The sequence below is a fragment of the Nocardia sp. CDC159 genome, from assembly GCF_023740735.1.
GTDB classification, from domain to species: domain Bacteria; phylum Actinomycetota; class Actinomycetes; order Mycobacteriales; family Mycobacteriaceae; genus Nocardia; species Nocardia pulmonis.
The window spans coordinates 452,284-474,801 of the sequence record NZ_JAMRXH010000004.1 but is presented as its reverse complement, the minus strand read 5'-3'; the positions used below and the strand labels follow the sequence as shown (position 1 = coordinate 474,801).

At 68.1% G+C, this 22,518-nt stretch carries 22 protein-coding genes and 1 riboswitch; of the genes, 16 read left to right on the top strand and 6 right to left on the bottom strand.

Features of this window, described 5'->3' with window-relative positions:
* Nucleotides 1-23 precede the first annotated feature (23 nt).
* Nucleotides 24-1,004 carry a cation diffusion facilitator family transporter gene (locus tag NDR87_RS12260; RefSeq protein WP_251911749.1) on the bottom strand — a complete coding sequence of 327 codons (981 nt, stop codon included), beginning with the start codon at nt 1,002-1,004 and terminating at the stop codon, nt 24-26.
* 200 nt (nt 1,005-1,204) lie between these two features.
* A riboswitch (M-box (ykoK) riboswitch) is annotated at nt 1,205-1,373 on the top strand.
* A gap of 272 nt (nt 1,374-1,645) precedes the next feature.
* On the opposite strand from NDR87_RS12260, the gene NDR87_RS12255 reads away from it, so the two are divergent.
* Both NDR87_RS12255 and NDR87_RS12250 read left to right on the top strand, forming a co-directional pair.
* Entirely contained in the window at nt 1,646-1,807 is a 162-nt protein-coding gene (locus NDR87_RS12255; RefSeq protein ID WP_251911748.1) for a hypothetical protein, read from the top strand.
* 220 nt (nt 1,808-2,027) lie between these two features.
* Nucleotides 2,028-3,767 (top strand): NRAMP family divalent metal transporter, encoded by a 1,740-nt coding sequence (locus NDR87_RS12250; protein WP_251911746.1) that lies wholly within the window; start codon nt 2,028-2,030, stop codon nt 3,765-3,767.
* Nucleotides 3,768-3,799: 32 nt separating this feature from the next.
* Here the strand turns inward: NDR87_RS12250 and NDR87_RS12245 are convergent, their stop codons facing one another.
* On the bottom strand, nt 3,800-4,093 hold the full coding sequence (locus NDR87_RS12245; RefSeq protein ID WP_251911744.1) for a hypothetical protein: 294 nt from the start codon (nt 4,091-4,093) through the stop codon (nt 3,800-3,802).
* 114 nt (nt 4,094-4,207) lie between these two features.
* Entirely contained in the window at nt 4,208-4,888 is a 681-nt protein-coding gene (locus NDR87_RS12240; RefSeq protein WP_251911743.1) for a PAS and ANTAR domain-containing protein, read from the bottom strand.
* 204 nt (nt 4,889-5,092) lie between these two features.
* On the opposite strand from NDR87_RS12240, the gene NDR87_RS12235 reads away from it, so the two are divergent.
* The 3 genes from NDR87_RS12235 to NDR87_RS12225 all read left to right on the top strand — a co-directional run bounded on the left by NDR87_RS12235 (nt 5,093) and on the right by NDR87_RS12225 (nt 7,991).
* Nucleotides 5,093-5,428: an Lsr2 family protein gene (locus NDR87_RS12235; protein ID WP_251911741.1), complete on the top strand. Its 336-nt coding sequence runs from the start codon at nt 5,093-5,095 to the stop codon at nt 5,426-5,428.
* Between the two features lie 322 nt (nt 5,429-5,750).
* Entirely contained in the window at nt 5,751-7,049 is a 1,299-nt protein-coding gene (locus tag NDR87_RS12230; RefSeq protein WP_251911739.1) for a sensor domain-containing diguanylate cyclase, read from the top strand.
* A 150-nt stretch (nt 7,050-7,199) separates the two neighbouring features.
* The gene (locus NDR87_RS12225) at nt 7,200-7,991 is read left to right on the top strand and encodes an SAM-dependent methyltransferase (protein WP_251911738.1); all 792 of its coding nucleotides are present in this window, start codon (nt 7,200-7,202) and stop codon (nt 7,989-7,991) included.
* Nucleotides 7,992-8,024: 33 nt separating this feature from the next.
* Here the strand turns inward: NDR87_RS12225 and NDR87_RS12220 are convergent, their stop codons facing one another.
* Complete coding sequence (locus NDR87_RS12220) at nt 8,025-9,074, bottom strand: hypothetical protein (RefSeq protein ID WP_251911736.1); 1,050 nt, start codon at nt 9,072-9,074, stop codon at nt 8,025-8,027.
* Nucleotides 9,075-9,297: 223 nt separating this feature from the next.
* Here NDR87_RS12220 and NDR87_RS12215 point away from each other — a divergent pair, with 223 nt between their 5' ends.
* From NDR87_RS12215 to NDR87_RS12200, 4 genes are all read left to right on the top strand, one after another.
* Nucleotides 9,298-10,323, top strand: coding sequence for an alpha/beta fold hydrolase (locus NDR87_RS12215; RefSeq protein WP_251911734.1), 1,026 nt, complete (start codon nt 9,298-9,300; stop codon nt 10,321-10,323).
* Between the two features lie 64 nt (nt 10,324-10,387).
* On the top strand, nt 10,388-11,281 hold the full coding sequence (locus NDR87_RS12210; RefSeq protein ID WP_251911732.1) for an aromatic prenyltransferase: 894 nt from the start codon (nt 10,388-10,390) through the stop codon (nt 11,279-11,281).
* Nucleotides 11,282-11,354: 73 nt separating this feature from the next.
* A complete protein-coding gene (locus NDR87_RS12205) occupies nt 11,355-11,714 on the top strand; it encodes a hypothetical protein (RefSeq protein ID WP_251911731.1) in 360 nt (119 codons plus the stop codon).
* A gap of 358 nt (nt 11,715-12,072) precedes the next feature.
* On the top strand, nt 12,073-13,344 hold the full coding sequence (locus NDR87_RS12200) for a CdaR family transcriptional regulator (protein WP_251911729.1): 1,272 nt from the start codon (nt 12,073-12,075) through the stop codon (nt 13,342-13,344).
* Here NDR87_RS12200 and NDR87_RS12195 read toward each other — a convergent pair whose 3' ends face one another.
* Both NDR87_RS12195 and NDR87_RS12190 read right to left on the bottom strand, forming a co-directional pair.
* A complete protein-coding gene (locus NDR87_RS12195) occupies nt 13,345-13,563 on the bottom strand; it encodes a hypothetical protein (RefSeq protein WP_251911727.1) in 219 nt (72 codons plus the stop codon). It abuts the gene before it with no gap.
* A gap of 2 nt (nt 13,564-13,565) precedes the next feature.
* Complete coding sequence (locus NDR87_RS12190) at nt 13,566-13,703, bottom strand: hypothetical protein (protein WP_251911725.1); 138 nt, start codon at nt 13,701-13,703, stop codon at nt 13,566-13,568.
* 275 nt (nt 13,704-13,978) lie between these two features.
* On the opposite strand from NDR87_RS12190, the gene NDR87_RS12185 reads away from it, so the two are divergent.
* The 7 genes from NDR87_RS12185 (at nt 13,979) to NDR87_RS12155 (ending at nt 22,516) form a co-directional block, all read left to right on the top strand.
* A complete protein-coding gene (locus NDR87_RS12185; RefSeq protein ID WP_251911723.1) occupies nt 13,979-14,821 on the top strand; it encodes a helix-turn-helix transcriptional regulator in 843 nt (280 codons plus the stop codon).
* A 43-nt stretch (nt 14,822-14,864) separates the two neighbouring features.
* Nucleotides 14,865-15,686: an SAM-dependent methyltransferase gene (locus tag NDR87_RS12180; protein ID WP_251911722.1), complete on the top strand. Its 822-nt coding sequence runs from the start codon at nt 14,865-14,867 to the stop codon at nt 15,684-15,686.
* A 68-nt stretch (nt 15,687-15,754) separates the two neighbouring features.
* Complete coding sequence (locus NDR87_RS12175; protein WP_251911720.1) at nt 15,755-16,165, top strand: hypothetical protein; 411 nt, start codon at nt 15,755-15,757, stop codon at nt 16,163-16,165.
* 195 nt (nt 16,166-16,360) lie between these two features.
* The gene (locus NDR87_RS12170) at nt 16,361-18,421 is read left to right on the top strand and encodes an acyltransferase family protein (RefSeq protein ID WP_251911719.1); all 2,061 of its coding nucleotides are present in this window, start codon (nt 16,361-16,363) and stop codon (nt 18,419-18,421) included.
* Between the two features lie 296 nt (nt 18,422-18,717).
* A complete protein-coding gene (locus NDR87_RS12165) occupies nt 18,718-20,580 on the top strand; it encodes an SCO2524 family protein (protein ID WP_251911718.1) in 1,863 nt (620 codons plus the stop codon).
* Nucleotides 20,580-21,506, top strand: a complete 927-nt coding sequence (locus NDR87_RS12160) for an SCO2523 family variant P-loop protein (RefSeq protein ID WP_251911716.1) — start codon at nt 20,580-20,582, stop codon at nt 21,504-21,506. The genes NDR87_RS12165 and NDR87_RS12160 overlap by 1 nt, the downstream gene beginning before the upstream one ends.
* Nucleotides 21,506-22,516, top strand: a complete 1,011-nt coding sequence (locus NDR87_RS12155) for an SCO2522 family protein (RefSeq protein WP_251911715.1) — start codon at nt 21,506-21,508, stop codon at nt 22,514-22,516. Before NDR87_RS12160 ends, NDR87_RS12155 begins: the two co-directional genes overlap by 1 nt.
* Nucleotides 22,517-22,518 lie beyond the last annotated feature (2 nt).

The following is a 22,518-nucleotide window of genomic DNA, read 5'->3' as shown; positions in this document are numbered from 1 at the left end:
ATCGGATAATTCGGGCGGAGGAATTACGGATGCGCGTGCCGCAGCGCGGGCGCCCGATGCGTGGGTCCGTGCGCGTCCTCGCAGTGCGCACCCGCGCGACCGCCGATCTCGAGCAGTTCCGGCAGGGCGTGGTCCACCTGCAGGGTGGCATGTTCGATGTGATGTTCCTCATCCAGCCAGTGCGCGAGATCCTCGCGCACGGCATGGCAGTCGCGGCCCGGATCGACCAGCACGTGTGCCGAGAGGGCAGGCGATCCGGAAGTGATCTCCCAGATGTGCAGATCGTGCACCTCGACCACGCCGTCGCGGGCGGCCATGGCCTGGCCGATCTCGGTGGGATCCAGATCGGCGGGGGCCGCTTCCAGGAAGATCCGGCTCGACGCCCGGACCAGCTCCACACCCGCCTTGATCATGAGCGCGACCACCACCAGGGTCGCGATGGCATCGGCGCGTTGGAATCCGGTGAGCAGGATGATCGCCCCGCCCACCGCCGTGGCGATGAAGGCGAACAGGTCGTTGAGGATGTGCTGATAGGCGCCCTCGACATTCAGGCTCGATCGGTTGGCGCGCGAAATCATCCACGTCGCGAGCACATTGACCACCACGCCCACCAGGGCGGTGATCAGCACCAGCGAACCGGTGACCTCGGGCGGATCGATCAGGCGGCGGATCGCCTCGTACCCGAGCCAGGCCGCCAGCAACAGCAGGGTGAGCCCATTGGCCTGGGCGGACAGGATTTCCACCCGCTTCCAGCCGAAGGTCATCCGCCCGGCGGCCGGACGCGCGGCCAGCCGGATCGCGCCGAGCGCGAGCACGATCGAGGCGGCGTCGGTGAGCATGTGCGCGGCGTCGGACAGCAGTGCCAGCGATCCGGCCAGCACACCAACGGTTACCTCACCGATCAGGAAGACCACGATCACCGCGAGCGCCCCGGCGAGCCAGCGCCGATCGCTGTCGGGCGTGGCATGTGCGTGCTGATGGTTGTGCGCGTGTCCGGCGCCCATCGGGTGTCCCCTTTCAGTCGTACGAGCCGACTGCGATCATATGCATACATCACTATGTATGCAAAGAGTCTTGACACAGTGAGCTGCGCCACACGCTCACGCGAAGGAATGCGTCATGAAAGGGCCTACCCCGCAGAAGATTTCACTACACGGCCCATTCGACTTGACTTGTCGCGGCTGATGGGTTCACCATTGCCGGGTCAGCACCTCGCTAGGCGAGGCTCCTGTACGAACACAGGCCACTGATCCGACGACGTCGAGAGACGCCCAGGGTTAGGACAGATCTTCCCGGATTAAGGGGTGATCCGAAGTGGCTTCCCACGCGGGATACGTCGTGCAGTGCCGAAGCTCTGACGAGAGGGGTGCGCATCCCGCGGTTCGGCGGGCGCAATCCCCCGGCGTGTGCGCCGGTTCTGACATTCGATTCGATGACGCGCGCGTGCGTCCCGGCGGCAAGGAGGTGAGGGACGAGATGAAATCCGGCGATGGTCCGTATCCGAGTCCGGGTCGACATTCTGTTCCGTTACCAGCCTGCCGCACATTTCCCGCAGTCTGATCCGCGCGGAGACCGAGCGTTTCCGCGTGCCTCGGCGTGCGCGAAAACCGTTGTGGCGGCTGGACTTTCCCATGAGGAGTCCATCATGACCTTCACCACTTTCCCCCGCCTGACCCTGCTCAGCGCCGCCCGCCGCGTCCGGGCGCGCTACCAGCTCACCCCGCAGGAGCGGCACAACCTGCGGGCCGCCCAGACCCCGCTGGCGGTCGTCAGCGCCTCGCTCGGCGCTCACCCGTACCACCGGTAGGATCCGAAACGGCACGTAATCGACTGTGCCGCTGCCTGTTTCAGGAATCACCCATCGATGTGGCCGGGGTGCCGGTGATCTCGGTTGCCCGCCCGCCACCGTCGAAGCCCCGTCATCTCCGTCGTTCCGGCCGTGCGCACGCGGCCGGAACGGCGGTGCGCGCGGGCGACCGGTCCACCGGCTCGGCGTCCACATCGCACGCAAGAAAGGGAGAACGGCCATGGCCTTCTTCTCCGGCGGCGCCTCGCGTCGCGACACCACCGTCGCCGAACAGCCGACCGGCGCGGTCATGGACAGCGCGCATGTCGGCGATATCGTCGGCGCGCTGGGAACCATCCGGCGCGACGATACGGCCGCGGGGCGCAGCCGCTGGCAGCGATTCAAGATGCTGCTGGTCGTGATCGGCCCCGGATTGATCGTCATGGTCGGGGACAACGATGCGGGCGGCGTGGCCACCTACGCCCAGGCCGGACAGAACTACGGCATGGCGCTGGTCTGGACGCTGCTGCTGTTGATTCCGGTGCTCTATGTCAATCAGGAGATGGTCGTGCGGCTCGGCGCGGTCGCGGGCGTCGGCCATGCGCGGCTGATCTTCGCGCGATTCGGCAAATTCTGGGGCGCGTTCAGCGTGGGCGATCTGTTCGTGGTCAACGCCCTGACCATCGTCACCGAATTCATCGGCGTGGCAATGGCCCTCGGCTATTTCGGACTGCCCAAATCGATCTCGGTGCCGCTGGCCGCCGTGCTGCTGTTCGCGGTCGTGGCGGGCGGATCGTTCCGGCGCTGGGAACGATTCCTGTTCGGGCTCATCGCGGTCAATATCGTGATGTTCCCGCTGGCGTATCTGGTACACCCCAGCGCCACCGAGATCGCCAAGGGCCTGGTGCCGTCGTTCCCGGGCGGGTTGAATTCCACCCTGCTGCTACTCATCGTCGCGATCGTGGGGACCACCGTCGCGCCCTGGCAGCTGTTCTTCCAGCAGTCCAACATCGTCGACAAGCGGATCACCCCGCGCTGGATCCGCTACGAACGCATCGATCTGTGGGTCGGCATCGTGGTGGTCATGCTCGGCGCGGTGGCGATCATGGCCGCGGCGGCCTTCGGGCTGGCCGGTACCGAGGCGGTCGGGAACTTCACCGACGCGGGCGCGGTCGCCCAGGCCCTGCACGACCACCTGGGCGAGACGGTCGGCGCGCTGTTCGCCATCCTGCTGCTGGATGCCTCGCTGATCGGGGCCAATGCCGTCGGCCTGGCCACCACCTACGCGCTCGGCGACACCCTCGGCAAGCGGCATTCGCTGCACTGGAAGATCAGCGAGGCGCCGGTGTTCTACCTCGGCTACGCGCTGCTGCTGGCCGTCGCCGCCGCGGTCTCGTTCAGCCCCGATCACGTGCTGGGCCTGCTCACCCAGGGGGTGCAGGCGCTGGCCGGGGTGCTGCTGCCCTCGGCGACGGTGTTTCTGGTACTGCTGTGCAACGACCGAGCCGTGCTCGGGCCGTGGGTGAACACCACCCGGCAGAACATCGTCGCGGGCGCGATCGTCTGGGCGCTGGTGCTGCTGTCCCTGGCGTTGACCGCCGCCACGTTCTTCCCCGAACTGTCCACCGCCGCCCTGCGGACATTCTTCGCGATGGGCGCGCTGGTCGGACTGCTCGGCGGCGGCGCGATCGCCCTGGCCCGGCGCCGGGCCGAGCGGCGCGCGGCCGAACGCACGGCGGCCGAACTCGGCGGCCTGGACCCCGGCCAGATCGAGGAGCTGGATTCGACGCCGCTGTCGCGGACCGAACGCCGGGCGATTCTCGAGCAGGATCGCGACTCCTGGCGCACCCCGGCGCTGGAAACGCTGGCGCGACCGGCGTTCTCACCGCTTCGCACGGCCGGAATGCTCGCGCTGCGGGCCTATCTCGTCCTCGCGGTGATCCTGGTCGGAGTCAAGATCGGCCAGTCCATCATCGGCTGACCGAACCACCGCGCGGCCGCGCGAGACCGTCGTCAGCGACGGGATCGCGCGGCGGCCCGTTTCCGCCCGGCCCGGGCGCGCCGATCGGCCTCGGTGTCCACACCCCACCAAACGAGCGTGCCCACGACGGCGGTGTAGATTCCGAAGGCGAGATAGACCAGCACGGCCCCGTATTCGGCGGCCCAGTGCGCCAGCCGGGGCAGCGCGACCACCTCACCGAGAAACAGCACGAGGCCGAGCACGGCCGCCGGGATACCCAGCGGCCCGGCCGCGGCGCCGAACTCCGGCGGTGGATTCACGTGCGGCGGGGGTCGCTCGATTGTCACGATTATTACTCCGATCCCCCGGCCAGCGAATAATCAGCAAACAATGACTCGATGGTCGCGGCCGCGGTGGCGAATGGGAAGGGAATGTGACCCCAAACACATATTCCCGCCGGATCAGTCCGATTCGACCCGTTCGTGCACGGTCAGCAGGATGTGATCGAATTTACGGCGCAGATCCGAGTCCGCGCGCGCGAAATCGGTCAGTTCAGCGGTCAGCCGGATGCACAGCGCGCGCAGCGGCGTACCGGTCTCCCGCGCCCGCCACAGCAGCAGCCGCGTGGCCTGATCGCCGGGTATTCCGTAGACGAGCATGAGCGCGCCCTTGGCCTGCTCGATTTCGGCGCCCGCGGCGACCCATTGCGGCAGCCGGTCGTCGATCACGCGGCGCTGTTCGGCATCGACCGCGGCGGTCAGATCGATGTAATAGCCGCCCGTGCCCACCCGGTCGCCGGACGCGTCGTAAAGCGGATACGACAGCACGGTCACATGGTGCACGCGCCCGGCGGTATCGATGATGCGATGGCTGCTGGAGAACGGTGCGCCGTCCTCGACCGAGGTGATCAGCGCCCGCACCCGGTCGCGGTCCTCCGGATGTTTGTGCGACAACAGCAGTTCGGTGGTCGGCCGCACGGCGCCGGGCTCGTAGCCGTGCATCCGGGCCACCTCCGGGGACCACTCCCAGCGCTGGTCGGCGAACAGGTAGCGGAACGTCCCGATCCCCGCCGGGGCGCCCGATCCGATCACCCGCTCCAGCGTTTCGGCATCCTCGTCAGACAGTTCCCCATCCGTGGCCACCGTCCCAGTATCCGCCGCCGCCGGCCCCGGTGCGAGGCGGGCCATTCACATATCGGCCGGAATTGTTGCGGGCGCGGATTGTTTTCGGCTTTCGGCATTGCTCACAGGAAACGCCGAAATTGCGCCGGATTCGGTGTGCGCGCGAGCGTTGCGGTACGGTATACAGAATCCCAGTTGTTCCATGTCTTGCGAAGGGGCTCGCTCATGGCCAAGAAGGTCACCGTCACGCTTGTCGACGATTACGACGGGAAGTCCAAAGCGGATGAGACCGTGCAGTTCTCGATCGACGGTGTGGCCTATGAAATCGACCTGTCCACGCTGAATGCCGGCAAGCTGCGGGGGGCGCTCGAGCCCTGGACGGAAAAGGCCCGCAAGGTGGGCCGCCTCAAGGCGGGCGGCACCGCCCGCCCCAAGACCGCCGCCGACCGTGAGCAAACCGTGGCCATCCGGGAATGGGCCAAGAAACACGGTTACAACGTCTCGGCGCGTGGCCGAATTTCCTCCGAGGTCGTCTCGGCCTATCACAAAGCCAACAAGTAATCCGATTTCGGGGGTCGGGGCAGTAGGGGTGGCGTTCGCGACGGCCGTCCGGTCGTCGCCCGCGCGGCGCACCGGGTTCCGGCTCCGCCGCCGCGAGACCGCCGCACACACAAGCGGATTCGAGTGACGGACCCGTTCGCCCGCGCCCCACGGCCACCCGCCCGACGTGCCGCGGGACTCGGATCGGTGACGATCGCACCAACCGGAAGCATGCCGCCGCGAAACACGGCCGTGGGCGCGGTAGCCTGGTGCTCTGGTTCGGCACCACGCCGTTCCCGCAAGTCGCTGAGTGCAGGTCGGATTTGGGCGGGGGTGGGTTTGCATGACACGCAGGAGCGAAATCGCGGCACTGGCGCGGCAATGGCGAATCTCGGTCGCCGAGACCGGATTCGTCCCCATGTCGATGCTGGAACTCGATCGGCTGCTGCTGCGACTGCTGGAGCGGATCGCCGCCGCGGCGGCCACCGAACCGTTCGATCCGTCCGACGCGGCCGCGGTGGGCGCGGAGCTGGTGCGGGCGAATCTGACCGACCCGCGGGTGCTCACCCGCTCCGCGTACGCGCTCACCCCGCTCACCGAACTGGTTGCGCCGCACGGCGATCGCATGGTCGCGGTATTCGGCGAGCTGGCCCGCGGCTACACCGAGACGCTGCTGACCGCTCGCGCCCGCGATCAGGAGATGCTGCATACGGCGATGGCCGACGCCCGTCACGCCGCCGAGATCCGGTTCCGGGTCATGTTCGACAACGCCGCCGTGGCCATCGGCATCGGCGACACCAACGGCCGGGTGGTCGACGTCAACCCCACCCTCGCCACCATGCTCGGCATCCCGGTCCCGCGGCTGCGCGGACGGCCGGTATCGGATCTGGTTCATCCCGACGACCGGGCGCAGATGGAGTCGCGGGTGTTCGAGGAGTTGCTCGCGGCGGGATCGGGCACCGTCCGGCTCGAGCTGCGCTACCGGCGTCCCGACGGGGGCGGCGGCTGGGCCGCCTGGGCCATCACGCTGGTCCCCGAGACCGGCGGTCGCTCGGCCTATCTGCTCGTGGTCGGCGAGGACACCACCCAGCGCCGGGCGCTGCAGGCCGAACTGCACCGCCAGGCCCGCCATGATCCGCTGACCGGACTGCCCAACCGCCGCCACCTGGTCGACACCCTGGCCCGGATCATCGCCGAGGCGCAACCGGACGACCGAGTCGGGCTGGGCTTCGTCGATCTGGACGGATTCAAGACCATCAACGACACCTACGGCCATGGCGTGGGCGACCGGCTGCTGACCGCGGTGGCCAACCGGCTGGCCGCGCACTCCGTCGGCGCCATGCTGGCCCGGGTCGGCGGCGACGAATTCGTGGTGCTGTTCGCACCGCCCTGCGATTCGGTGCGGGTGGCGGGAATCGTGGAGGCGATGCTCGGCGCGCTGGCCGATCCCATTCCGGTCGACGACCATCTGCTGCGGATCACCGCCTGTATCGGCGCGGTGGTCACCCCGGTTGCCGATGCCGATGCCGAGCGATTGCTCGACGCCGCCGACGCGGGTCTGTATCGCGCGAAGGCGGCCGGGCCGAATCGCTGGGTACTGCACAGCATCGATGTCACGGCCGCGGCCTTTCCCACCGCCTGACTCCGCCTGTGATACGAAGTACCGCAATCATTTACGATGTGGTATCGCGCGACACTCGAAACCGGCTGTGCGGCAAGGCCGAATTCGGGACACGTTCGGCGTACATGTGCCTGCTCGGCTTGTACGATTGTCGAAGTGGAGGGAGGTAGGGTGTCGGAGGACAGGCGCACGCCGGAGGGCGTCGACCCAACCAAGCCGAACTCGGCTCGGATCTACGACTATATGCTGGGCGGCAAGGACAACTACGAGGTGGACCGCAAGGTCGCCCAGCGGATGCTCGAGGTTGCGCCCGACACTCGCCCACTGGCCTGGTTCAGCCGTCAGTTCCTGCTGCGCGCAACCCAGATCGCGGCCGAGGCGGGGGTCCGGCAGTTCCTCGATCTCGGTTCGGGCATTCCGACCGAACCGACCGTGCACGAGGTGGCACAGAAGATCGAGCCGACGGCGCGGGTGGTCGCGGTCGATTACGATCCGGTCGTCTTCGCCCACGCCAACGCCCTGCTGGCGGGCGCGCCCGGGATAACACCGATACTGGCCGACGCACGCGATCCCGAGCACATCATCGAACAGGTGCGGTCCGAAGGGCTGATCGATTTCGACGAACCGGTCGGGGTTCTCATGGTCGGCGTGCTGCACTTCATCATGGATGCGGAGGGCCCCGCCGACATCGTCGCCCGTTACCGGGACGCCTTGGCTCCGGGCAGCTACTTCGGCTTCACCCACGGTGGTGACGAGTCCAACCGGGACTTCATCGAACGGTCGTCGCGCGATACCGCCGGTAGCCCCTCCCAGGTCGTGTACCGCTCGCGCGCGCAGGTGGCCGCCATGTTCGACGGCTTCGAGATCCTCGAACCCGGCGTGGTGCCCCTGCAGGAGTGGCTGGGCGGCGACCTGCCGTCGACAGAGCTCGTCCTGCTCGGCGGGGTCTGCCGCAAGCCATAGCCGAATCTCCTCCGGCACCGGCGATTCGAGTATTCAGGGCGCGTCGGCAACCTCGGCCGCCCGCGCCACCATGGCGTCGGCCACCACCCGCGGACGCCGCCCCAGACCGCAGGCGCTGGCCACCCCGTCGACCCGGCGGCCCAGGGCCGCCTCGACGGTGTGCAGCGTCTGCACCTGCTGTTCCACCGATGGAATCTCGTGCACGAGACCCGCGTAGAACGCGGTGTCGGGGCCCAGGTCCAGATCCCGCAGCGGCACATAGAAGCTCGGCTTCATCGAGGGCGGAATATCCCCGGCGGCCAGCGGGCCGTGCACATATTCCAGCGGACGACCCGCGGGCCAGTGCCGTGCCACCGAATTCGCCAGCGCCACCAGTGGCCGGGCGTCGCGCGGCCGCGCACCGGCCCTGTTGCGCAGGCTGCCGAGGCACAGATGCACGCCGAAGCGCGTTCCCGCGGGCGCGGCCGCGGCCATGGCGGCGATCCCCTTCGCCAACCCCAGCGCGCGATCGGCGAGCCGGTGGAACGGCAGGGTTTTCGCCATCAGCAGCAATTCGGCGGTGGCCTCCAGCTGGATGACGACATCGTCGCCGGCGAGCTCCCGCACGGCCGCGATATCCCGCACGCTCGCATCGACGAACGCCTGTTTGTGCTTGCGCACCCCATTCACACCCATCGCGATGAACGCCAGCGTGAAGGCGGTGGGCATGCCGATCTGCAACGAGAGTTCTGGCAGGCCTCGCTCGCGACGCAGCTCGCGAAACAGCGGCAGCGCCTCCCGAGCCTCGGCCAGATAGCCGAGATCCATTGCCTCCCCGCGCAGTTGCTTACCCCGCGGCACGCGATGGATGGTGCGATCGCGGCTGGTCTCCCAGCTGCCCACCGAGCGCACCTCCAGCACCCCCTGGGCCACCAGGTCCGCGATGATGGGCTGGATATAGAACTCGTAGCGCCGCACCTCCCCCGTCGGCAGAGTGCGCAGCCGCTCGCCCGCGCCGCCCAGCATGGTGCGCATGGCGTCCTCGGTGCTCTCGGCCGGGAAGCTACCTACGAAATGGACCGCGCGCGAGCTGGTATCACGCATATCCGAAGGCAAAGTCCCGTGCTCCTGTTCTCATCTCGATCGTCCGGGCGAGCTCTGCCGAGACGCCCAGTGCCGCAACGGGTACGAAAGGCGAACGTTCCACTTCGCGTGGTTTGCCCGAGCCTTGCGTGAGGACCATCTTGCCCTATAGCCTGCCTCATCGATGCCCGAATATGGGTGTCGGACATGCGGTCTTCGGATCTCACCCTAGGGAGCGCTTCGCGTGCGGACCTCGGTCAAGACATTCGCCGCAGCCGTTGCGGCAGCCCTGCTCTGTTCGACACCGGGGGTCACCCGGGCCGATGACGCGTCAACGCAGGGCGATTGCCGATCCTTCTTCTTCCCGGTGCCGCAGGGGCAACTCGCCTCGACGCTGTGTCAGCCCTTATCCGGGCCGTCCGATACGGTTCTGGTGCTGATGTCGGGCTCCAGCTACAACGGCACCTACTGGGATTTCGAATACGCGCCGGAGACATACAGTTTCCGCCGCGCGATGAATGCCGCGGGCCTCGCCACGCTCGTCGTGGACCGGCTCGGCAACGGCGCCAGCACCCACCCGCCGGCGCTCAGCCTCACCGCGACCGCCACCACCAACGCCCTGCACGACATCGTCGGCGCGCTGCGCCGCGGGCTCGCGGGCGCACCGCCGTTCGCGAAGGTGGTGCCCGTCGGCCATTCGCTCACCTCGGGCACCGCGGTCGTCGAGGCCACCAGCCACCACGACGTCGACGGACTGGTCCTCACCGGCTACTCGCACGCGCTGAACATCCCGCAGGTGGTCAGCGTGATCGCGACCTATCACCGGGCGGTCGACGATCCCGTAACCGCCGGGCGGACAACCGATCCCGGTTATCTGGTCACCCGCCCGGGCACCCGGCTGTACTCCTTCTTCGATCCCGCAAACGTGGATCCGGAGGTGCTCGCGATAGATGAGCGGAACAAGGAGTTGTTCTCGCTGACCGAGTATCCCGACGCCCTGACCTCCACCGTGCCGGGCATGTCGAGTCATATCACCGCGCCCGTGCTCATCGTCAACGGCAGCAGGGACCGGCTGTCCTGCGGCGAGAACTACTCGATCTGCGCCGATTCCGAAACCCTGCGCAATGCGGAGGCACCCTACTTCTCCCCCGCCGCGAAGTTGCGAACATTCGTGCTCCCCGGTAGCGGACATTCGGTGAATCTCGCCCGCAATACCCGCGAATACCAGGCGGCCGTGATCGACTGGGTCAACACCTATGTCCGGCGGTGACCGACCGGCTATTCTGAACGGAAAGGTCGTGTTGGGATACCACGCCGCATAATCGAGGTGACCGATGGGCACGTCTGTCGTTTCAACCCTGGACCAATTGCGTCGGGATCTCCGTGAATTCGCCCGACTGGCCGAGGCCCGCTACGAACCCGCACAGGTGGATCCGGTGCTCGACGCCCTGGCCGAGCTGTGGACCAGTTCCTGGATCGGCGTGCGCACCACCACGCTTCCGGTCGGACAGCGCGGGGTCAACGCCCGGCTGATCACCTCCGACGAGTTAGCCGATCCGGTGGGGACGCTGCGGGCGGCCGGTTTGCTGAGCTTCACCGGGCATCCGATGGAGCGGCTCCTGGCCGAGGTGTCGGCCGCGGTACCGGTGCGCTGGGGCGTGGACCTCGCGCTGGCGAGCGGGGTGCAGAAGATCTGGCTGGTACTGCCCGAATTGATCTCCGTCGAACGGATGCTCGGATTCACCGGAATCCCCGCGGCGGCCCGTGGCCACGCCGATCACCTTTCCCGCTACGGCGGCGAAATCGGCATGCTGGCACTGGATTTCGCGAGCCGCACCATGAACTGGTACTCCCAGGTCTTCCCGCCCGGTCGGCTCACCGCGGGCGATATCGTCACCATGCTGCGCGAGCTCGATTTCGTCCCGCCCGCCGACGAGGAACTGGCGGTGCTCGGGCACACCTTCAATGTCTACCGCACCTTCGCCTGGGACTCGCCCCGCATGCGGCGCATCTGCCTTCCCTATCGCTGTGACGCCCAGAGCTTTCCGAAGATCCATCCGCTGCTGGATCGCTTCGTCGCCGGGGCGCCCTGTGCCATCGGCGGGCCGCGCGGATTCGTGTTCTACACCGCCTACGGACCGACCGGCAGGTACTACAAGGTGCAGGCCGATTACACCTCGCCGCGGCTGGCGACCTTCCCCGGCGGCACGGTTCCGCAGATGAGATGAGCCGTTATCTGTCTCGCGCGGTACCGGGCCGGGGTAACGTGAGCCCGAAGGTCGCGTGGAGAAGGAGTCGGTGATGGCTCGTGAATCGCTCGAGGAGAATTCGGGGCTGGCCTTTCTGGGTCGGCTGTCGCGCTGGCAGACCGTGCTGCAGCAGCTGACCGCCGACGACCCGACCTACAAGGAGATCGTCGAGCAGAAGCTGATCGCCGCGGCCGAGGCGCTCAATCGCGGCATCGACGAGCGGACGGTGCAGGTGCTGGGCCGCTACACCGATCGGGAGATGGACGAGATCCGCCGCGCCGCGGCGGAGTTCCGGATCGATGACGACGAATTCGATCGCGAGGCCGCACTGCACGCCCGCTGTGATTTCGACGTCGACGACGAGGACGAGGACGATTTCCGCGGCGGCCGTCCGCCGCTGCGCCCGGTGTGACGGCCGGACCCGGGACCGCATCCGGGTGAATCCGGCCGTCGGCCCGACTCAGGCGACGAGCAACCTACCGAGGAAATCGGAGACCGCGCCCATCAGGCTCTGGATGAAATGCGGAATCATATCCAACCCTTCCTTTCGGAATATTCTCTGCGAGCAGAGATCTGGCCGTTCTACCGTGTGATTCGGCGCGGCCCCCGCATCCGGATGGGCGGGCGGTCGGTTTGCGAGGGTTCGTTGTGAGCGATCACGAAACCGTCCGTCCGGCCGCTACCCAGCTGTCACGATCGATCACCGAAACGGTTTCCGGCCGATCTCGAGACGGTTACGTTGCTGTCAGTGCCTATCTAGGAGAGTGTCGATGTCTGTTGCCACTCCGGACCGACCGGGCCTGACGGTGTCGGGACGACCCATGTCGACCGCGCTGAAGGATGTATGGGCGCTGTCGCGGCAGATGGTCGGCCACTTCGTGGAAAATGTCGCGCCCTGCGGCACCCTGCCCGGCGAGGCCATCACCGGCGACGTCACCACCATCACCCGGATCTGCCTCGAGCTGGCGGTCAGCATGCTCGACGGCCAGGACATTCCGGAGAAGACCGAGCGGCTGTCCGCGGCGGCCGCCCAGTGGGCGCGCGAGGGCGTGCCGATCGATACCATCCACCACGCCATCCACGAGGGTTTCAAGATCGGTTTCGATCTCGTGGTCAGCCATGCCGCCAACCGGCACCGCCAGGCCGGGTCGAGCGATCACGACACCATGCTCACCCTCAGCCTCGCCGACTACGAGAACCTGCTCGGCGGCGCCAAACTCGTGGTGGAGATGCTCGACACCATGACCTCGGCGGTGTCGATGGCGTATGTGCGCGAGCTGCGCGCGGTGGTCAGCGAGCACCACACCGCGGTGCACACCCTGACCTCGGCGCTGCTGGGCGGGCATCCGACCTCCACCATGGCCCGCGAATGCGGCATCGAGATCGCCGAGCGCTATCGCGTCCTCGCGCTGGCGGTTCCGCCGCATCCCGACGAGGCCAATCCCATGCTGGACGCGAAGGTGGTGGCGCGTCGCAAATTACGCCGCGTACAGGCCGAATTGGCCACCCGCTGCGGGGAGTCGACGCTGTCGCTGCTGAGCGTCGACGGCGGCACGCTGCTGATTCCCGCGGCCGAGATCACCGACGAGGCCCTCGACGAGCTGACCGACCGGCTCTCGCGCGCCGCGCGGGTGCCCGTCACCGCCACCGTGGTCACCGCCGCGACCGACACCGTTCCGACCGCCGCCGATCAGGCCCACGAACTGCTCGACATGGTGGGCAGGTTGCAGTCCGCACCCGGGCTCTACCGGTTCGACGATCTGGCGCTGGAGTACCAGCTCACCCGGCCGGGCCCCGGCCGCGAATACCTCGGGTCACTGCTCGATCCGCTCGACGCCCATCCGGAACTGCTCGAGACGCTGCGGACCCACATCGCACACAATCTCAACCGCCAGCGCACGGCCCGGCTGCTGCATGTGCACACCAACACCGTCGACTACCGGCTCAAGCGCATCGGCCAGCTCACCGGCTTCGATCCCACCCAGGCCAGCGGCCTGTGGTACCTGCGCTCCGCGCTCGTGGCGCGGACCTATCGCGGCTGATCAGGGGGCCCGGCTGGAGTCGGGCCGAATCCGGCCCGCCTCCACCAGGGTCTGATACGCCGCCTGCTTGCGCGGACATTCCTCCCGCAGACAGCCGCGATGGCGCTGCATGGTCCGATGTGCCTCGCTCACCGACAACGGCTGCTCCGGCGCCTCGTGCGGCCATCCGTGCGGCCAGATCGAGGACTGGAATCCGGTCACGACATCCTCCGGCACCATGGTCAATCGTCGTCGAGTCCGGCGGACAGATAGGCCACTGCCGCCAGCCAGCGCGGACACGAGAAGGCGTGCTCCGCAACGAGAATTCGGCGCGCCTCCGCCTCGGTCAGCGGGCCGTCCGCCCCGTCACAATGTTTCACGCCGCCCAAAAGGCAAGGCGCAGAACACATTTGCGTGGTAGTCGCCATTCCGACTCCCCTCCCACCAGACGCCCTGAGGTCCCCGCCCGACCCGTCGCACATCTGAAATTGTGATATTCTGGACGTGATAAATGCTAGCGTGATTATCACGCGAGCGAAAGAGGTTGGGGCAGAAGGGGATTCAGGCGCACCGGCCGGAAGGGGGTCCGCCGCTCACCATGGGTACGCGACTGCGCACGGCGCGAAAACTTTTGTTAGGCCGCGAGATCGAACATATGATCACCGCCGCCGGCGTCAGTCAGAGCGAGGCCGCCAAGATCATCGATACCAGTCAGAGCCGGATCGCCATGCTGGTCAACGGCGCGAGCTCGATCACCGTCGGCGATCTCGAGCGCCTGGCCACCCAGCTCGGTTTCACCGATCCCGGCTACCTCGAGACCCTCGAGGAGCTGCGCCGCGACAACCACAGGCGGGGCTTCTGGAACACCGGTTACCGGCGCGCCTACCTCGAGGATCTGCGCCTGCTGGTCGATCTGGAGGACTACGCCAGCCTGCTGCGCGTCACCGAGGCCGAGATCATGCCCGGCCTGCTGCAGTGCGAGTCCTATATCCGCGCCCTGCACGAGCCCGAACATCCCGACGATCCCGAGGCCGAACAGGCCGTGGAGGATTCGGTGCGGGCGCGGCTGGCCCGCCAGGAGATCCTCACCAAGCCGTCGCCGCCGCAGTTCCGCGCGATCCTGTCCGAATCCTGCCTGCGCCGCGAGTACGGCGGCCGGGCGGTCATGCTCGAACAGCTCCAGCATCTACTCACCCTCTCCCGGCGCGGCAACATCATGATCCAGGTGCTGCCGTTCACCGTCACCACCCACGGCGCGGGCATGGAGGACCGGTTCACGCTGGTGCGGGTGCCCTCGCCCGGCGCGGCGGGCGATCTGGACATGGCCATCGTGGAGAGTCAGGGCGATATCCGCTACATCGACGACAAACCGGCCGTCACCGCTCGCGAGACGGTGTGGTCGCGGCTGTCGGCCGCGGCGCTCAGCGCCGAGGACTCGCGGGCCTTCATCGAACACGTCGCGCGCGCGATTCGCCGCAAGACGTTCACCGCCGGGTGATCTCACACCCGTTCGGCACACAACGAAAAAGGGGTCAGGGGACATGAGCAACGACTTCCAGTCGCGCGAGATCGACGCGAGCCGCCCGTCGGCCGCGCGCATGTATCACTACTACCTGTCCGGCGAGGCGGTCTTCGACGTCGACCGGATGTTCGGCGAAAAGATCTTCCAGATCTTCCCGTATGCCGACGTCTGGGCGCACCACAACCGTGGTTTCCTGCAGCGCGCCACCACATTCATGGTCTCCCAGGGCATTCGGCAGTTCCTCGACATCGGCTCGGGCTTACCCACGGTCGGCAACACCCACGAGGTCGCCCGCGAGATCGCGCCGGAGGCGCGGGTGGTCTACGTCGACAACGATCTGGAGGCGGTGGCCCGCTCGCACGAACTGCTCGAGCAGCAGCACGCACTCGACACCACCGCCGTGATCGAGGCCGATCTGCGCTGTCCCGATCTGATCCTCGGACATCCCGATACCCGTCGCCTCATCGACTTCGACCGGCCGCTGGGTCTGCTCATTGTCAGCGTCTGGCCGTTCGTGCCCGACAGCGATCGCCCGTATGAGCTCATGGCGCAGTTGCGCGACCGGCTACCCGCCGGAAGCTATGTGGCGATGAGTCACGGTTCGATCGACGACGCCGCCCCGGAGGTCAAGGAGCGGATACGAGCCCTGCGCGAGCTGTACAAACAGACCTCGGACCCGGGGACCTACCGCACCCGCGACGAATTCGCCGCCTTCTTCGACGGTTTCGAGCTGGTCGAACCCGGCCTGGTGCACGCGCCCGACTGGCGGCCCACTGAATCGGTGGATTCCCAGGATCCGGCACGGCCGTGTAATTTCGCCGCCGTCGGCTACAAGCCATAGGCGACACGCAGGCGCGTGGGCGTCCGTTCCCGCGCGCCTGGGCTTTACTCCGTAGAAAGGCAACATCAATGACGCTGCTACCGACCTTCACCGCGGGCGAGTTCCGCAAGGCACGTGCCAGCTCACCCAACCAGAACTGCGTGCGCGTCGCGCGCAAGGACGGCTGGACCGCGGTTTGGGACGACAAGCGCGCCACCGATCGCATCACCCCTGTCACCGTGCTGCCCGCCGGTGAGCTGCTGCTGTTCACCGACGAACAGTTCGACGCCTATCAGGCCAGCGTGCGGGAGAACCGGGTGGAGGCCGCCCCGCTGACGGTCACCCGCCGCGCCGACGGTATGTATGTGTTCCGTGCTGCCACAACGCAACCCGTGCCCGATGTCGAGCTCGTCTTCGACCAGGACGAGCTCGACGCCTTCCTCGACGGGGTACGTCATCGCGAATTCGATGCCAACGTCGTTGTCGGTCAACAACTTTAGGCCCCACAGCGGTCTCTGCGCAGCCGATCGGTGAATTTACCGGCACGACGGCTCGGATCCGGGAGTTGGGGGGATACGGGGCGTCGACGGGCCGGAATCACCGGCTGCGTGATAAAGAAATGACGTGCCGCATCAACTCGTCGTTCACCTGCCGGTCGCCGATTCGTGCCACGGTCGCCGTGTGACGCCGCCGCGATGGTGACCGCAACGACGACGATCGAGACCGCCGCCGGCGCGCGGACCGGCGGCCACCGTCGCGATCTGGACGGGTTGCGCGGCATCGCCATCGCGCTGGTCGTGGTGTTCCACATCTGGGTCGGGCGGGTGTCCGGGGGCGTGGACGTATTCCTGGTGCTGTCGGGCTTCTTCTTCACCGGATCGCTGCTGCGGCGGGTCGAGTCCGTCGGGGTCGCGACCAGGCTGCGGCGGCTGGCACGGCGACTGCTGCCCGCCATGGTGGTGGTGCTGGCGGCGGTCGCGGCCGCGACGCTGCTGCTGCGCCCGGTGACCCAGTGGGCCGATCTGGCCCAGCAGACCCTGGCCTCGCTGCTGTACTACCAGAACTGGCAGCTGGCGCTGACCTGGTCGGACTATTTGGCGGCCGATCCGTCGGTGAGCCCGCTGCAGCACCTGTGGTCGATGTCGGTGCAGGGGCAGTTCTATCTGGCCGCGCTGCTGGCGATCGCGGCCACGGCGGGGCTGTGCCGAATGCTGCGCCAGCCCAGCGCGATTCGGCCGCTGCTCGCCGCGCTGATCGTCGCGGGTGCGGCGACCTCGTTCGGCTATGCCGCCCACGGCGTTTCGGCGCAGCAGGGCTGGAACTACTACGACAGTGCCGCGCGCGCTTGGGAATTGCTGGCAGGTGCGGGGCTGGCGCTGATCGTTCCGCATCTGTCGCCGTCGCGGGCGCTGCGCGCGCTGCTCGCGGCGGCGGGGCTGGCGGGCGTGCTGCTGTGCGGCTGGCTCGTCGACGGGGTGCATCGGTTCCCCGGGCCCGCGGCGCTGCTGCCGGTCGGCGCGGCGGCCGCCCTGATCGTGGCCGGGGCCAATGTGGATCCGCGGCGGCTGCCGCTGCCCAATCGGCTGCTCGCGGCGCCGGTGCCGGTGGCGCTCGGCGAGCTCGCCTATGCCCTGTATCTCTGGCACTGGCCGATTCTGGTCTTCGTCCTCGCCGAGGCGGGCGCCCCGCGGGCCGGACTGTCCACCGGCGTCGGGGTGCTCGCGGTCTCGCTCGCGCTGGCCCTGCTCACCCATCGACTGGTGGAACAACCGCTGCGCGAGCTCGTCATCCGCCGCGCCGCGATGCGCTATCGGCGCACGGTCGGCGTGCTGATCACGACCACCGGCATCACCATCATCGGCTCGGTCGTCGCCTGGCACGCGGTGCTGCAGGCCAATCCCCCACGCCCCGTGGTCGATCTGGACCCGCTGCGCTATCCCGGCGCGCAGGCGCTCACCGACGGCGTGGCGCCCCTGGAGGCCCCGGTGCGCCCGTCGGTCTACGACGCCCGGGCCGAACTGCCCGCACCCACCCGCGACGGCTGCATCGCCGACTGGAACACCCGCTCGGTGGTCACCTGTGTCTACGGTGACGCCGCCGCCGGTCGCACGCTCGCCGTGGTCGGCAATTCCCATGCCGAACACTGGATGCCCGCACTGCAGGTGCTCGCCGAACGGCATCACTTCCGCCTGCTGGTGCATCTGAAGATGGGCTGCCCGCTGACCCTCGCCGAGGAGGTCAGCTACAAGGGCGAGCCGAATCCGGACTGCCGGGACTGGTCCCGAGAGGTCATCGATCTGCTCGCCGAGGAACGGCCGGACTGGGTGTTCACCACGGCCACCCGGCCCGCCGACGGCGGCGGGGACGAGACCCCGGCCGATTATGTCGACGTGTGGTCGGCGCTGTCCCAGCGCGGGCTCAACGTGATCGCCGTGCGCGACACTCCGTGGTTGCGGCGCAACGGCATTCGTTATCGCGGCATCGACTGCCTGGCCGACGGCGGCACCCCGGTCGGCTGCGGTATGCGCCGCGCCGACGCGCTCGCGCCGGTCGACCCGGCCGCCGCGCCCGCGGCAGCGTTCCCCAACGTCTTCCCGCTCGACCTCAGCGATGCCTTTTGCGATCGCGAGGTGTGTCCGGTGGTGATCGGCAATGTGCTGGTCTACCACGACGAGCACCATCTCACCGCGAGCTACTCTCGTACGCTCGCACCGGAGCTGGACCGCCGCCTGCGACCGATCCTGGGCTGGTGGTGATCCGCGGGCGCGGTTGGCGCAAACTTCGCAACCGCGCCCATCATTTTCGCAACCCTGGCCGAATATTCGCGAACCGTGGCCAAATGTTCGCGTTTCGCGCGCCCGAAATGTAAGCAACAGATGTAATTGCATTCTCGGGTCGATGTAATTCCGATGTTCTCGGCAAGGCCGAGGCGCGGTGCGCCCGGCCTGCTAGGCTCCGAGATCGTAAACTTGCTGGCCCAGCGGGCACACTGGGGGCACACTTTAGGTGTCGACATTCGGCGAGCGCCGAATGCGGGGGCGAGGAATGAACAATGAGGATTCGGCCACGGCAGCAGTTGTTGGACCTGTGGCGGGCCCTGTTGGACTGCTGCTACCGCGAGAATGGCTGGAATTGGGGCGGCCGCGACGGCTCCAATTCCATCAGTGACGCCGAGCAGCTGCTGTGTCTGCTGTACCCGGCCACCGAGATCGAGGCGTTCGCGCTGGACCGCCCCGACGATATGGCCACCGATGTGGAACTGGCGCTGGCCCCCTTCGGGGAACGCACCCGCATCGGCGGCGTCCTGGTCGGGCTGATCGAGGAGTATCTGGACCGCTACACCGGCCCGGACGGTGAGCCGGACTTCGGTGCGCGCGGCTATCTGCGCGCCGAGGACGACGCCGAACCCACCGAGGCCCAGCTGGGCGTCGAGGTCGTCGACGCGTATTCGATGTCGCTGAGCCTGTGCATCGCCGCGCTGCGCTTCCTGCGCGGGTTCCGTCGCTTCGTCTCCGGCGAGGTGCGCCGCGAGGCAAGGGAACTCGAACCGCGCATCGACGCCGTCGAGAAACTGATCCGCACCCGGTTGACCGCCGCCATGACCGGACTGGTGCGCAGTTTCGTCATCCACACCCCCGAGCCGAAATCCGATGCCGGACAGGCCATCCTGCACATGATCAATCAGGGCGGCCTGCCCGCCGAGGAGATGATCGCGGGGCTGTCGGCGCGGCTGGAACGACTGCGCGTACAGGCCGCCAACGAGGTGCGGCTGGCCCAGGCGGGCGAGGTCGATGTGGCCGACGATCTGCGACTGTTCGAATGCGGTTGGAGCTGGGGCGTTTTCCGCAAGGCCGAACCGATCGAGATGGTGCACAGCCACGTCGCCGAGACCGCCGGGCACGCCGAGTCCCGCCCGTATCTGTATTTCACCGCGGTCGCCCTGGACGGCATCAGGGATCTGACCTCCCAGCGCATTCGGGAGCTGGACCTGCTCGACGAGACCCAGCGCTATCTGGCCGACGCGCTGCAGCTGCGCCTCGAGCTCACCGAGAAGTACTGGTCGACGGTCGCCCGCTTCGGCACCGGCCGTTGGCCTTTGGAGGACATCCCCTGGCGCACCTCCGACGGCGAGGAGTCCGACTACTTCAGCCTGGCCGTGGCGGCCATGCTGATTCAGGATCTGGTGGTGCGCGAGAGCACCGACGATCTGGCCCGCACGGTCGCGGTATTCGACCAGCTGGCCCGACGCGGCCGCGTGATCAGCCGGTTGACCGCCCACGATCCGGCGGCGACCCTGCACCATCCGGGCGTGCGGCTGCGGCTGGCGGGCAGCGAGGAGATCGCGGGTGGGCCGCAACTGCTCTGGTACGTCCCGGATTTCGTGACGATGCTGCTCAAGCGCACCCTGCAGGCCGCGCGGCTGCGCACCGACGTCGCCACCCGCGACCAGCTGATGGCCCTGGCCGAATCGGCCATGGAGCATCTGGACCGGCGCATGCTGCGGCACGGCCCGGCCGCGGGCCTGTGGGACGACACCAGCGGCGTGCTCGGCCCGGCCGGGATGGCCGCCGAGCAGCCGTCCTGGTTCATGACCGAGCGCATCATGGAATGCCTCGTGGTCGCCTACGACACCTTCCGCCAGCCCCCGCTGGCCCCGCAGTCGATGATCCAGCGCGCGGTCGAACTGCTCAGTGAGGCCGAACATCTGCACAACCAGGAGCGACTGCTGGTCAGCGACGACTATCTGTCCCCGAAATGGGTGACGCTGAACCGGATCGCGCAATCGCTCGACCGCGCCCGCGCCCAGTTGGGCGAGCGGCCGGGCACCGCGTTCAGCCTCGCCACCCAGGCCCTGGTGCAGCTCGACGAGCTGGCCTACGCCCGCCAGGACGCGCAACGGATGGGGGCGCTGTAGTGCTGGTCTTCGCCACATCCGACAAGGGCGGCACCGGTCGCTCGGTGACCAGCTGCAATATCGCCTACCGGCTGTGCCTGGGCGGGCGCAATGTCGCCTACGTCGACTTCGACTTCGGATCGCCCACCGCGGGCGCGCTTTTCGAGATCAGCGCCGTCGAGCGCGGCGTGCCCAAGGATCGGAAGCCGGGCGGGGTGCACCGATATCTGCTGGGCCGCAGTGGAACCGCGGCCCGGGTGGACGTCGGCTCGGCGACCGATCGCATCGAGCTGCGGCGCATCGGGTCGCGCGCGGGTCGGCTGGTGCTGCTGCCCGGCGACGAGGGCGGCGCGGAATTCCTCTCCCTCGACAACGCCGTGGTGCAGCGCTGCACCGAACTGCTGGTGGCGCTGGAACAGGAGTTCAAGGTGGTCGTGGTCGATCTCAGCGCGGGCCGCTCCGCCGCGCTCGAGATCGCGCTGCGGGCCACCGCCATGCCGCAGCTGCGTCGGCGCACCGTGCGCTGGCTCATCTTCCACCGCTGGACCCGCCAGCACATCCTGGCCGCCGCGGGGCTGGTGCGCGGTCCGCACGGGCTGCTCGACACCGGCAGCGCGTGCGGGCACAACCGGGAGGAGCTGCTCGGCTCGATCCGCTATGTGCGCACGGCCCGGGCCGCCGCCGATTCCTATCGCACCGCCGAACGTCCCGCCCAGGCCGCCTGGCTGCAGGAGCAGAACGCCGCGCTCACCCGGCTGGCCTCGGCCAACCACCTCGGCGCGACCGCGGTGCTGGGCGAAACCCCCATCGAGCCGGTCCTGCAGTGGCGCGAGCAGGTCGTGCTCGACACCGATGTCAACGCCAAGATCGCCAACGAGGAGACCGCGGCGGCCTATGCGGAACTGGCCCGGCGCCTGGTCGACAATGCCACCTGGGAAAGGCTCTGATGCGTCCGACGCAGACCTACACCGAGTCCACCGAGCAGCCGTGGATCGAGCCGGTGCCGATGTCGCATCTGTCCATCGAGGTCGGGCACTTCTACCTCAACGACATCCTGGGCGATCCGGAACATCTGAAATCGGAGTTCCGCCGGATGGTTCCGCTGGTGACGGCCTTCGTCGAATCGGCACGCCTGCGGTTCGGACGCAACGCCCGGGTCAGCACCTGCTACCTGCTCGACGACTACTTCCAGCCCGACACCGATGCCGCCGAGACCATCGCCCGGCTGCTGGCCGCGGCCGACGCGGCCGGACTCGGCATCGACTATCTGGCCCGCGAATCAGGCTGCTGGCGCAGTTCGGGCTTCGCCGACGGGGTGCCGCTGGGCGAGCCGATCCCGGTGGCCGAGCTGGTGGCCGCGCGCATCGTCGCCGAACCCGCGCCGCCGGACACCGGCAGCCGCCCGCCCACCGCCGAATCGGGCTGGCTGTGCAACGGCCGCCGCTCCTCCGAATACGAACCCGCACAGGCGATGCACGGCATCGAGTTCCAGCCGCCCGAGGAGTTCGGCCGCCGCGAGCACTCGATCTTCCTGGACGTGCAGCTGTGGAGCACGCATATGATCGACGGGCAGAGCGTGACCCGCTGGTCGTGCCCGTTCCTGGCCGCGGTGTGGCATCTGCTGCGGCTGGGCATGCTGCGCTATCACGGTGCGGCCGTGGTGGATCCGTATCCGTGGCGGCCGGATGATCCGTGGCCGCGGCGCTGGCACGACGTGCCGCCGGTGGTGCGGCTCGATCCGGACGCGCCGCCGTTCGCGGCGTATCAGACGCTGTCGATGCTGCCCAAGCGCTATATCGCGATCGAGCACGCCGTGCGGGTCATCCTCGATCATCTGGACCTCGACGACGATGTGGTCGACGGGATCATCGCCCAGGGCGCCCAGGACGAGGCGCCGTTCGCGGTGCCGCGCAGAGTTTCCGAACGACTGTCGCATCTGTTACTGGATGGATCCTAGCC

Bases quoted from the DNA above. Each gene is read 5' to 3' on its own strand.
- NDR87_RS12255 (WP_251911748.1), top strand. From the start codon at position 1,646: ATGACCTTCACCACTTTCCCCCGCCTGACCCTGCTCAGCGCCGCCCGC.
- NDR87_RS12205 (WP_251911731.1), top strand. From the start codon at position 11,355: ATGGCTCGTGAATCGCTCGAGGAGAATTCGGGGCTGGCCTTTCTGGGT.
- NDR87_RS12210 (WP_251911732.1), top strand. From the start codon at position 10,388: ATGGGCACGTCTGTCGTTTCAACCCTGGACCAATTGCGTCGGGATCTC.
- NDR87_RS12250 (WP_251911746.1), top strand. From the start codon at position 2,028: ATGGCCTTCTTCTCCGGCGGCGCCTCGCGTCGCGACACCACCGTCGCC.
- NDR87_RS12195 (WP_251911727.1), bottom strand. From the start codon at position 13,563: ATGGTGCCGGAGGATGTCGTGACCGGATTCCAGTCCTCGATCTGGCCG.
- NDR87_RS12165 (WP_251911718.1), top strand. From the start codon at position 18,718: ATGAGGATTCGGCCACGGCAGCAGTTGTTGGACCTGTGGCGGGCCCTG.
- NDR87_RS12155 (WP_251911715.1), top strand. From the start codon at position 21,506: ATGCGTCCGACGCAGACCTACACCGAGTCCACCGAGCAGCCGTGGATC.
- NDR87_RS12200 (WP_251911729.1), top strand. From the start codon at position 12,073: ATGTCTGTTGCCACTCCGGACCGACCGGGCCTGACGGTGTCGGGACGA.
- NDR87_RS12220 (WP_251911736.1), bottom strand. From the start codon at position 9,074: ATGCGTGATACCAGCTCGCGCGCGGTCCATTTCGTAGGTAGCTTCCCG.
- NDR87_RS12260 (WP_251911749.1), bottom strand. From the start codon at position 1,004: ATGGGCGCCGGACACGCGCACAACCATCAGCACGCACATGCCACGCCC.
- NDR87_RS12180 (WP_251911722.1), top strand. From the start codon at position 14,865: ATGAGCAACGACTTCCAGTCGCGCGAGATCGACGCGAGCCGCCCGTCG.
- NDR87_RS12230 (WP_251911739.1), top strand. From the start codon at position 5,751: ATGACACGCAGGAGCGAAATCGCGGCACTGGCGCGGCAATGGCGAATC.
- NDR87_RS12175 (WP_251911720.1), top strand. From the start codon at position 15,755: ATGACGCTGCTACCGACCTTCACCGCGGGCGAGTTCCGCAAGGCACGT.
- NDR87_RS12170 (WP_251911719.1), top strand. From the start codon at position 16,361: ATGGTGACCGCAACGACGACGATCGAGACCGCCGCCGGCGCGCGGACC.
- NDR87_RS12185 (WP_251911723.1), top strand. From the start codon at position 13,979: ATGATCACCGCCGCCGGCGTCAGTCAGAGCGAGGCCGCCAAGATCATC.
- NDR87_RS12235 (WP_251911741.1), top strand. From the start codon at position 5,093: ATGGCCAAGAAGGTCACCGTCACGCTTGTCGACGATTACGACGGGAAG.